Consider the following 10,335-nt stretch of genomic DNA (forward strand, 5'->3'; position numbering starts at 1 on the left):
TCGAGACTCGCGTCCTCCGGCACCTGCCCGGCCAGATAGACGACACCATTGTGGATGCTGGCCTCGGACATGCGCGGGCCGGGATCAATGCGTTGGATCATGAAGTTCCTGTGACTGGTTGCGAAAAATCTACCCTGACCCCGGTTTCCCGGACCCCGGTTTCCCGCTCTGAATGTCGCCCGGCAGGCGCCGCGAGCGAATACTTTCCCAGGTCTCTAAGGCCTCCTTGTCGGCGAAGTCTCGAATCACCGACCAGCCATAACGGAACTCGTCATATAGCGAAACCCGTTATGGAGAAGACACAGATGAGGCACTCTGGCCGTTCTGGATCCCGCCGGTTTTGCATGCCGTGTGCCCCTGCGGCGACTACAGATAGTGCCCCGGAGCCAGACAAGCACCATCGAAATCGCGCTCCCACTCGTCGTGAAGAGCTGCCGGTGCGCCTGCAGCCGCCGCGGATGTCAGTAACCAGCGCGGAATGTCGTAACGCCCTTCGACGCCACGATCGGAACCGCGCCATGCGCCATCGCAGCGACTGGCACAAGCCTCTGATGCTGCTTGCGACATACGCCATCATCGCACCCGCGATAGCACGCATCCCGGCGTTCATTCCGATCGGCGTTCTTGGAGTCCTTCTGCTGCTTTTTCGGAGAAGCAACATGGAAACCCGAAATTTGATCGTCCTCATCGCCATCGCTGCATTCACAAGCGCCTTCCCCGCCACGCCCGTCCATGCCGACGATTGCCAACCCGTCGTCGATGCCCTGCACAAACTGGCCGTCACGCCAGTGCACGAATACATGCAGAAGACGGCGGTACGCAGGAAAGCGCCATCGAACGACGTGGTTGTCATCACCGGCACCGCCATGTAGGTGCAGGTCGCGGGTAAGTGGCACATGCAGCCTTACGACCCGAAGAAGCGTGCGCAGGGGATCACCGAGTCCACCGCGGGCATGGGCGCGACTTGCCGGCACCTGCGCAACGAGAACGTCGGCAACGAATCGGCGGCTGTCCATGCCAAGCACGAGAATCTGGGCGACAGCACGACTGTCGACGACACTCTGTGGGTCCCCAAATCACGCGGATTGCCGCTGCGGCAGGTGATCGAAATGGACATGGGCGAAAAGTTCGGCAAATCGCATACGGACGTGCGCTTCGACTACGCCTACGTAAACGCGCCTGCCGACGCGCGTTGAGCACAGGAGTGCGCACGAGCGGGAAGCCGAGGTCTACTCCGACCTCGGCACCTTCAACTGGGCCATGCGGCTCAGCGCGACCACGCGCGGGCTCACTTGTCCGTGGACCCTTTTGGCGTCTTGAAACCGCTGCCGAAACCCATTCGGCAGCAGGCTTCACTCAGTCAGACGAATCGTTCGCGAAACGGCCACGGCATCCGTGATCGACCCACATCTCACCCCGATGGTCGTAGCCGAAATCCTCGCCGGGAGTACAAGACGAGTGCGAAAGTTGCTCGACCAGCCGTACACCCTGCCAAGAGCGCGGAATCGAGCACTTGTTCATCTCGCCGTTGGAACTGGCGCACGCGACGACTTCGCCGCTTTGCGACGGTGAGGAATAGCCGCCGCGGCCTTGTTCCCGGATCAGCTCGAACTTCCCGCGGCACCCGTCGGAGACCCAGACTGCTGGATCACCTTGATCGAAACCCCAGGTCTCGCCTTCAGTGCAGGCCGAATGCGAGACTTGCTGCACCAACCGCGCACCCATATAGCCCGGCGCCGAACAGCGATGTTGTGCTCCACCGGTGCTGTCGCACTCGATGGTTTTGCCGCCCCCGGAGGAATAATCCCGTGCGCCGTAGCTGTTTGGTGCGAAGAACGCGGAAATTGCGTAAAACGCCATCCCCGCAACGATGAAATGAATGCGACGCATAAAGCACTCCTCTGAAAAACCGATCGACTCGATACCCCCAACCCCTGCGAAGGGGAATCCCCAGCCGTGCCGAATGCGGCACCGGCGAGGCGAGAATATCATCCGGCCGTTGGCCCTGCATGGGCTCCGGAATACGGCTGCGACGATGCCGTGCATGAGCTATCACACCTGCGCCGAAATCTGAGCACGCAGGATCCGCGCGCGCCGATCCTGTGTGGCGCATGCAAAAACCCGAGCATTGATATCTATAATGGCCCGCTGTTCACGAAGACCAAGCGCGCTCGAGATCAACGCCAAGACGCAACGGAAATCGTGGTGTCACCAACCCGGAGGTTCGCATGAAATTCGCACCCTGTTTGTTGTGCATCTTGGCGCTGGGGCTCGGCGCCTCGCCGCCCGCCGCATCTGCGCACGAGCCGCTGGCCTTCAACGTGCGCGTCACCCTGTCGCCGAAGGCGGCCGAGAAACTCAAGGCGACCCACGAGGGCATCACCGCCAGCGCACGCTACTACGGCGATCCGACTCCGGCCGCCGTCAAACACGCCGACGAAGTGGGCCAGATCGACCTGGGGAACGAACAGGTCTTCCTGCCCGGCCGCGCGGGCCCCGCCCACTTCACCGGCCGCAACGTCACCAACAATCGCCTCGGCTGGATCAAGGGTGGCGTGAGGATGAACGTCAATGTGTTTTCCTCACGCCACAGCGGCCCGGACAACATCCTGGCCTGCGATTTCATCGATGACAGCCTTGCCACCGTCATCAAGGCGCAGCCCGTCACCCTCCACTGCGGCTTGATCACGGAACACCCCGACACCCTGATGAAACCCTGATGCCATGAAACGACTGCTCCTGTTCACACTCGCGGTATTCGCTTGCAACGAGGCTCTCGCAAGCGCGGACGATTTCCGCTGCTTCAAGTCGATCGACCACCAGCCACCGATACGGCTGCAAATCGATTTCGCCGACGCCAAGGGCGGCTATGTCACCTACGAACGCGGCAAGGGCAAGATCCCTGTCGCGCTGACCGAAGACAAAGTCATCCGCGCCACACGGGACCGCCCCAACGAGGGCATGATGCGCTGGAAGGAAGACGCGACCGTGGGTGCCGGCGGCGAATACGTGATGGTCAGTCAGGGCGCGCGGGTCTCCGACTTCCGCTACATCCGCAAGACGGACGGCAAGGTCTTCCACTTCGAGGAGGATCTGCAGGCGTCCGGCGAAAACGCGTGCACGTGGAACAAGTGACGTTTGGTCACAAATTCGCACGCCCGTTCGCGCGAGACCAATCCCACCGAACTCGCCAGCACTCCAAGGAATTCTTTCGGTGTGCTTATTGCTGCTTTATTTCTGGTGCTGACGCCAACACCGCTCCGGGATGAGCGATCACCTGAGCGGCGAGCGCGTGCCCGGCGCGGCAGGCCATCACCCAATCGTCGTCGGCCAACGCGGCGAGAAAACCGGCGTTGAAGGCGTCGCCGGCACCGGTGAGGTCGCGGACTTTCGCGATCGGTGGCACCGGCACGTCGGCAATCAGTTCGCTGCCGCACCAAAGGCGTGTCGGATTCGCACCATCGCGGGCCGGCACGATGGTATCGCCGAGCCGAATGCGATGTAGCAGAAGGCGATGCGTCCACCATTGCCGTCTTGCGCGATCCACCGTTAGGCAGATGGCTACCAATAGCATGAATCCTGTGGTCGCCGCGACTGCGGAAGAAGCCAGAAACGGATGTCAGTAACCGGCCCCGAATGACGTAACCCGTTTCGAACCCACCAGAACGGTAGGTACAGGAGCGGGTCATGTCGCCCGCGGAAGGAGAAATAGCAAGTTGCACTCTGCAATGCCCCAGCTTGCAGGCCGCAACACCTTCCGGCCCCGGAGGTCCGCACGATGAACACCACCGCCGTTGCGCGTCGCGCGAATTTCGAGCGCCGGTTTTTCCGGGTGGCCACCGGTTCTTCACGATGATCTTCGGCGCCGACCTGATGATCTTGTTCGACTTCACGGTAATGGTCGCGAGCGCGATCGCGCTGCGCCATCGCAGCGACTGGCACAAGCGCCTGATGTTGCTTGCGACATGCAGCATCATCATGCCTCCGATCGCCCGCCTACCGGTCAACCCGCCCGAGGCTTTCGCGCTGTTTTACGCATGCGTGCTGGTGCCCGTGATCGTCGACACCGTGCGCCACCGCCGCCTGCGCCCGGCCTTCGGCTGGTGCGCGCCACAGCTGATCGCCAGCGAGCAAGTGACCTTCTACGCCGCGCAGACACCGGCGTGGACCCAGTTCGTCATCCGCTTGTTCGCGTGACCCTGAACACAATCATCCACTCAGGAGAAGCAACATGGAAACCCGAAATTCGATCGTCCTCATCGCCCTCGCCGCATTCGCCGGCGGTCTCCCCGCCCTGCCCGCGCGCGCCGACGACGCCTCGTGCAAACCGGTCTCGGATGCCGAGGCAAAAATGGCAAGGACGCCTTACCACGAAGTATCGACGGTAGGCGGCAAACCCTTCGAGAAAATCTACACGACCACCACCTTGTCCATGCGCACCAACAACGGCAAGTGGATGACCGTGCCGATGACGCCGCAGGAGGTTCTCGACGCCAAGCGCGAAGCCGGAAGTTCGTACTCCGATTGCAAGGTGTTGCGAGCGGAAATCGTGGATGGCCAGCACGCGACCGTCTACGCCGCGCACGTCATCTCGTCCACTGCATCGATCACCAGCGACAACCAGATCTGGATCGCCGACAACGGGCTGACGCTGAAAACCGTGTCGGATACCCAGATGCAAGGCCGCAAGGTGCACGCCGAATCGCGCGTGACGTACGACAATGTGCAGGCGCCGACGGGAGCGCAGTGATCGCATGAATTCGCGCACCCTGCCAAGGGCTGGAGAACACCGCTACTACGTCGCCGCCGCGATCGGCGTGATCGTCGTGGTGCTGGCGGGTTTCAGCATCGATGTGCCGCTGCTTTCGCATCTCGGCAGCCTGAGCGTGCTGGTCCGCGTACACGCGATGATCATGCTGATCTGGATCGCACTGTTCTTCGTGCAGGTGTTGTTGGTCGCACGGCATCGCACGAACCTGCATATGCAGCTCGGGATCTTCGGTGCGGCGCTGGCGTTGGTAGTCATCGTTGCGGACACGGCGACTCTGATCACCGCCTGCCGGCTTGGTCCGCCGCACATGCCGCCGGGCGTGCCACCCTCTCTGTTTCTTGCGTTCGGGCTATTCAATCTGTTCACGTTCGCGGCGCTGGTCGGTGCGGCGATCGTGCTACGCAAGCGGTGCAGCGACTGGCACAAGCGCCTGATGCTGCTGGCCATGCTCCTGCTGCTGGATGCCGCGCTGGCGCGCTTCATCAACGTCTACACATCGTCGACGGTGGACGCATCGACCGTGCGCAACCTGTTCGTCCTCGCGTGTGTTGCGGTGGACACGTTTTGCCATCGACGCCTGCATCCGGCCTTCGTGATCGGCGGAGCGTTGGTGTTCGCGAATGACTACATCGCGACTTGGGTAGCGGGAACATCTGAGTGGCTGCGTTTCATCCAGACATTGTCGATCCGGTAAACGAGGCTCCCTGCATGAATGCGAAACTCCTGTTTACACGCTGTGGATGCGCCGCAGTGCTGAGTGCGCCGTTCACCAGTTTCGCGGCGACCGCAGCTCCTCCGGTTGCGCAGATTCGCCCCGTCGTCGACGACTACTTCGGCACCAAGGTCACCGACAACTACCGCTGGATGGAGAACCTGAAGGACCCCGAGATGCAGCGCTGGATGAAGGCGCAGGCCGACTACACGCGCGCGCAACTCGATGCATTGCCCGGTTACGCCGCACTGCTGAAGCGCGTGGATGAACTCAATTCCTCGCAACCTACCCAGGTCAGCGGCGTGCAGATCGTGGGTGGCCGCTATTACAGCTTGCGCGTGCCGCAGGGCGCACAATCGCCGAAGTTGTATGTGCGCGACGGAGTCAAGGGTGCAGACAGACTCCTGGTCGATCCCGAGAGGATTCGCGACAACGACAAATCGCACTTCAGCATCCATTGGTATCGGCCTTCTCCCGACGGACGCTTCATCGCCTACGCGATTGCCGAAGGAGGCTCGGAAGCGAACATGCTGCTGCACGTTTTCGACGTCGCATCCGGCAAGGATCTCCCTGACAGCGCGGACCGCATCGACCAGGACATCGGCGCGCCATTCTGGTTGCCCGGCAGCCGCTCGTTCTTCTATTCGCGCGATCAAAAGTTTGCACCCGGTACGCCGGATGCAAAACAGCGCGAGAACAAGCAGGTCTACCTGCATGTGATCGGCCGATCTTTCGACAAGGATCCTGCCGTCTTCGGTCGCGGCACGAACGCAAACATCGCTCTGACACCGATCGAGTTCAGCGAAATCGCGACTGCGCCGGATTCGCATTGCGCCATCGCGTACATATCTCCCGGCAGCGACGAGCGTCTGCGCGTCTACGCCGCGCCGCTCTCCGACATCAAAGCCGGCAGGGCCGTTTGGCGTCCGATCGCGGCGAGTTACGACGACCAGTACATCGGCGGCGACAATTCGGATACCCCGGTCATCGCACTCACCGGCGACACGCTGTACTGGCTGTCGCGCAAGAACGCACCGCGCGGGGAAATCCTCAAGCTTGATCTCACGCGCGCAGACTCGAAGCCGGAAATCGTCGCGCCGCAAGGCGAACTGCCGATCAGCGCGGTTTACGCGGGACGCAATGCGATCTTCTGGCGCATCGACGATGCCGGCGCCAACAGCATCCACCGCCTGCGGCTGATCGCGGGGGCGAAACCAGAAACGCCGGCGCTGCCCTATCCCGGCGACGTGGCGGACGTCAGCACCGACGGCGGCAGCGGTGCGGCGACGGTTTTCCTGAGCAGTTACCTGCGTTCGCCGGCCTACCTGGACATCGACGCACGCACTGGCGCGCTGCAGGACGATGGCCTGCAACCGGCCGGGCCTTACGACAAACCCGACGATCTCACGGTCGACGAAGTACGGGTGAAGAGTTGGGATGGCACGCTGGTGCCGTTGTCCATCGTCCACAAAAAAGGCATCGCGCTCGACGGCAACAACACCGCGATGATCACCGGCTACGGCGCCTACGGCATCAGCGTCACGCCGTATTACATCCCGGCGATGCGGAGCTGGTACGACCATGCGCAGATCATCGCGTTCGCACACGTGCGCGGCGGCGGCGAACTGGGCGAAGCCTGGCACCAGGGTGGATTCAAGGCGACCAAGCCGAACACCTGGAAGGATTTCATCGCCTGCGCGCAGTACCTGGTGGACCACAAATACACGCGGCCATCGAAACTTTTCGCCTGGGCGCAAAGCGCCGGTGGAGTCCTGATCGGCCGCGCGCTCGAGGAGCGCCCGGACCTGTTCGGCGCCGTGGTCGATCGTGTGCCGCTCACCGACACGCTGCGCTTCGAAACCACCGCCAACGGTCCGGACGAGGTGCCCGAGTTCGGCAGCGTCAAGGATCCGGAAGGCTTCAAAATGCTGTACGCGATGAGTTCCTACGCGCACGTTCGTGATGGCGTGAAGTATCCGCCGGTGCTCATCTATGCCGGCGCGAATGACCAGCGCGTCGCGGCGTGGGTGCCCGCGAAGTTCGCAGCGCGTTTGCAGGCCGCGACTGCCAGCGGCAAGCCCGCGCTGCTGCGCGTGGACTACGACGCCGGCCACACCGGCTTCGATGCCACGCGCGCGCAGAGCGACCGCAACTCGACCGACATGATCGCCTTTGCGCTGTGGCAACTGGGCGATCCGGATTTCCAGCCCGAGCCATGAATGCACATCGATCCTTCGCAGGGGAAAATTCAATGGACGTTGCCCGTTCATCCCTGATGCGCGTCTTCTTCGCATCGCTGCTCGCCGTGATGGCGCTCACATTGACCGCAACGGCCGCGCCGCGGGCGTCCGCGGATCAAGTCGGCCCCGGCTACGACATCGCCATGGGTCGCATGGTTCCGATGCGCGACGGCGTGTCGCTGGAAGCCTGGATCACCAAGCCATCGCATGCGACCGGCAAATTGCCGGCGGTACTGGAGCTCACGCAGTACGACATCGATGGCGGCTCGCATCCGGACCCGGTCTATTTCGCGCAGCACGGCTTCGTGTACGTGCAGGTGGAAACGCGCGGACGCGGGCGTTCCGGTGGAGTGAAGAACGACACCCTGGGCTTGCAGGTCGGGCGCGACGGCCATGACCTCGTCGAATGGATCGCTAAGCAACCGTGGAGCGACGGCCACGTTTTCATGTACGGCGGCTCGTTCGTCGGCATGACGCAGTGGCGCACCGCCGCCCAGCACCCGCCGCACCTGACCGGCATCGCGCCCTACGTGCCGATCTATCCCGGCTGGGACGTGCCCAACACCAACGGCATTCCGCAGGCGTGGTCAGCGGTGATCATGGGCTACACGGCCGGGCGCACGCTCAACACGGGTTTCATCGCCAACGCTGCGTACTGGCAGGGCAAGATGCTGGAACAATACGCCGCGTATCGACCCTTCGGCGAACTCGATGATGCGATCGGCATTCCGCCGGACGACTGGTGGATGGACGACGGCCACGGCCGGAGAAAGTCGTTCATGAAGACGTGGCTGGATCACGTCGGCGACAAGGCGTGGAATCTCGCCGCCGAACCCACGGCGCAGGACTACGCGGCGATGCGTTTTCCGATCCTGACGGCGACCGGCTTCTTCGACGACAACCAGCCGGGCGCGCTGCGCTATTACCGCGGCTATGTCGCCCACGCTCCCGCGGATGAGGTCGGCCAAAGCTTCCTCGTGATCGGCCCATGGGATCACCCGGGCACGCAACGGCCGGAGAAGACGATCATGGGGCTCACGATCCCCGACGCCGCCGTGCTCGACATGGACAAGCTGCACGTGGATTGGTACGACTGGGTGCTCGGGCGCGGCCCCCGCCCGGCGTTGCTGCGCGACCGGGTCGCCTACTTCATGCCGGGCGCAGACGAGTGGCGTTACGCGCCGTCGCTCGAAGCGGCATCGTCCGGCAAGTCGCTGGACCTTTACCTCTCCGCGCACGACGGCTCGCCCATGAGCGTGTTCCATTCCGGCGCGCTGGTTGCGCAGCCGCGGGGTTCCGAATCGCCCGCGCTGATCACCAGCGATCCGCACGAATTGCCCGAACTCGCCTTCGCGCCGTACCTCGCCGACGAGGGCTTGACCAGCCAGTTCCGCGACTTCGGCAAGCGCGCGATCGTGTTCCACTCCGAACCATTCGAGCACGCTGTGGACGTCGCCGGGCAGATGCGGCTGAAACTCGTCGTGCAAGCCGATGCGCCGGACTTCGACCTGTGGGCGCAGGTGCTGATGATCCTGCCGGATGGTACGGCTGTCCGACTCGGCGAAGACATTCGTCGCGCGCGCTTCCGCGATGGTCCGTTCAAGCAGGAACTCCTGAAACCCGATCAGGTCGCCGAAATCCCGTTCGACTACTGGTGGATGGCGCGGCGCATCCCCGCCGGCGCGCGCCTGCGCCTGACGATCGCACCGCTCAATTCGCCGAAGTACCAGAAGAACTACAACACCGGCGGTCGCATCGGTTACGAAAACCTCGCCGATCCGCGCGTCGCACATATCGAGGTCTTCCACGACCACGCACACGCCAGTCTACTGAGCCTGCCGCTGGCCGCGACGCCGTAGAATATCCCATGCGGCACTGCGTGAGGATTGACGCCGTGCCCGCCGGTATCGGTGCGTCACTGCTTGCCTCGCAGCCACCGCCATCGCGACGGGGTCGCGGCTTGCATGTCAGTAATTCACACCGAATGACGTAACCTGTTCCTTGCGTGTCAACAGCTATCTGCGCTCACCGGCATTTCTGGGCGTAGATTCGCGAACCGGAAAACTCGTCGATGACGGCCTGCGAACGAGCGCTCGCCCGACCCCATTTCAATACCAATACGCGACACCCCGCGCCTACGTTTCAATCCTCGCCCAACCGATCGGCCCCGACGACGAAACGGCATGGCAAGTGACGGCCACGTACAGCCACGTCTTTATTTGCGATGGAAGACAGCTTCCGGCGACATGCTCACACCGCTGCGGTAACAACGATCTCGACCTTCCATTGCGGCTTCGCGAGCTTCGCCTCGACCGTCGCGCGCGCGGGCGCGTTGTCGGGCACGACCCACGCATCCCAAGCACGGTTCATGCCGGCGAAATCGGCGATGTCGGCGAGAAAAATCTGCGCGCGCAGGATGCGCGTCTTGTCACTGCCCGCCTGCGCGAGCAAGGCATCGATCGCGGCCAGCACCTCGCGCGTCTGTCCTTCGATGTCGAGACTCGCGTCCTCCGGCACCTGCCCGGCCAGATAGACGACACCATTGTGGATGCTGGCCTCGGACATGCGCGGGCCGGGATCAATGCGTTGGATCATGAAGTTCCTGTGACTGG

Annotated in this window: 12 protein-coding genes and 1 pseudogene; 9 read left to right on the forward strand and 4 right to left on the reverse strand. The window is 63.0% G+C overall.

Annotated features, from left to right (window positions below):
• Positions 1-101, reverse strand: a pseudogene (locus AC16HO_RS07160) (RidA family protein); the annotation flags it as partial.
• 417 nt (positions 102-518) lie between these two features.
• Here AC16HO_RS07160 and AC16HO_RS07165 point away from each other — a divergent pair.
• Both AC16HO_RS07165 and AC16HO_RS07170 read left to right on the forward strand, forming a co-directional pair.
• A complete protein-coding gene (locus AC16HO_RS07165; protein ID WP_395642349.1) occupies positions 519-872 on the forward strand; it encodes a hypothetical protein in 354 nt (117 codons plus the stop codon).
• A gap of 24 nt (positions 873-896) precedes the next feature.
• Entirely contained in the window at positions 897-1,196 is a 300-nt protein-coding gene (locus tag AC16HO_RS07170) for a hypothetical protein (RefSeq protein ID WP_395642350.1), read from the forward strand.
• Positions 1,197-1,356: 160 nt separating this feature from the next.
• On the opposite strand, the gene AC16HO_RS07175 is transcribed toward AC16HO_RS07170, so the two are convergent.
• Complete coding sequence (locus AC16HO_RS07175; RefSeq protein ID WP_395642351.1) at positions 1,357-1,890, reverse strand: DUF3011 domain-containing protein; 534 nt, start codon at positions 1,888-1,890, stop codon at positions 1,357-1,359.
• 338 nt (positions 1,891-2,228) lie between these two features.
• Between AC16HO_RS07175 and AC16HO_RS07180 the strand changes: the two genes are divergently transcribed.
• Positions 2,229-2,720 carry a hypothetical protein gene (locus tag AC16HO_RS07180; RefSeq protein WP_395642352.1) on the forward strand — a complete coding sequence of 164 codons (492 nt, stop codon included), beginning with the start codon at positions 2,229-2,231 and terminating at the stop codon, positions 2,718-2,720.
• A gap of 4 nt (positions 2,721-2,724) precedes the next feature.
• Positions 2,725-3,135 carry a hypothetical protein gene (locus tag AC16HO_RS07185; protein WP_395642353.1) on the forward strand — a complete coding sequence of 137 codons (411 nt, stop codon included), beginning with the start codon at positions 2,725-2,727 and terminating at the stop codon, positions 3,133-3,135.
• 85 nt (positions 3,136-3,220) lie between these two features.
• Here the strand turns inward: AC16HO_RS07185 and AC16HO_RS07190 are convergent, their stop codons facing one another.
• Complete coding sequence (locus AC16HO_RS07190; RefSeq protein WP_395642354.1) at positions 3,221-3,568, reverse strand: PfkB family carbohydrate kinase; 348 nt, start codon at positions 3,566-3,568, stop codon at positions 3,221-3,223.
• Positions 3,569-3,852: 284 nt separating this feature from the next.
• Between AC16HO_RS07190 and AC16HO_RS07195 the strand changes: the two genes are divergently transcribed.
• The 5 genes from AC16HO_RS07195 to AC16HO_RS07215 are packed head-to-tail and all read left to right on the forward strand — an operon-like array spanning position 3,853 to position 9,582.
• Positions 3,853-4,197: a hypothetical protein gene (locus tag AC16HO_RS07195; protein WP_395642355.1), complete on the forward strand. Its 345-nt coding sequence runs from the start codon at positions 3,853-3,855 to the stop codon at positions 4,195-4,197.
• A gap of 34 nt (positions 4,198-4,231) precedes the next feature.
• The gene (locus AC16HO_RS07200) at positions 4,232-4,750 is read left to right on the forward strand and encodes a hypothetical protein (RefSeq protein WP_395642356.1); all 519 of its coding nucleotides are present in this window, start codon (positions 4,232-4,234) and stop codon (positions 4,748-4,750) included.
• Between the two features lie 4 nt (positions 4,751-4,754).
• The gene (locus AC16HO_RS07205; protein ID WP_395642357.1) at positions 4,755-5,465 is read left to right on the forward strand and encodes a hypothetical protein; all 711 of its coding nucleotides are present in this window, start codon (positions 4,755-4,757) and stop codon (positions 5,463-5,465) included.
• A gap of 14 nt (positions 5,466-5,479) precedes the next feature.
• On the forward strand, positions 5,480-7,702 hold the full coding sequence (locus tag AC16HO_RS07210) for a prolyl oligopeptidase family serine peptidase (RefSeq protein WP_395642358.1): 2,223 nt from the start codon (positions 5,480-5,482) through the stop codon (positions 7,700-7,702).
• Between the two features lie 32 nt (positions 7,703-7,734).
• On the forward strand, positions 7,735-9,582 hold the full coding sequence (locus AC16HO_RS07215; RefSeq protein ID WP_395642359.1) for a CocE/NonD family hydrolase: 1,848 nt from the start codon (positions 7,735-7,737) through the stop codon (positions 9,580-9,582).
• Positions 9,583-9,973: 391 nt separating this feature from the next.
• Here AC16HO_RS07215 and AC16HO_RS07220 read toward each other — a convergent pair whose 3' ends face one another.
• The gene (locus AC16HO_RS07220; protein WP_395642348.1) at positions 9,974-10,318 is read right to left on the reverse strand and encodes a RidA family protein; all 345 of its coding nucleotides are present in this window, start codon (positions 10,316-10,318) and stop codon (positions 9,974-9,976) included.
• Between the last annotated feature and the right edge of the window lie 17 nt (positions 10,319-10,335).

Source organism: Rudaea sp. (genome assembly GCF_057139185.1).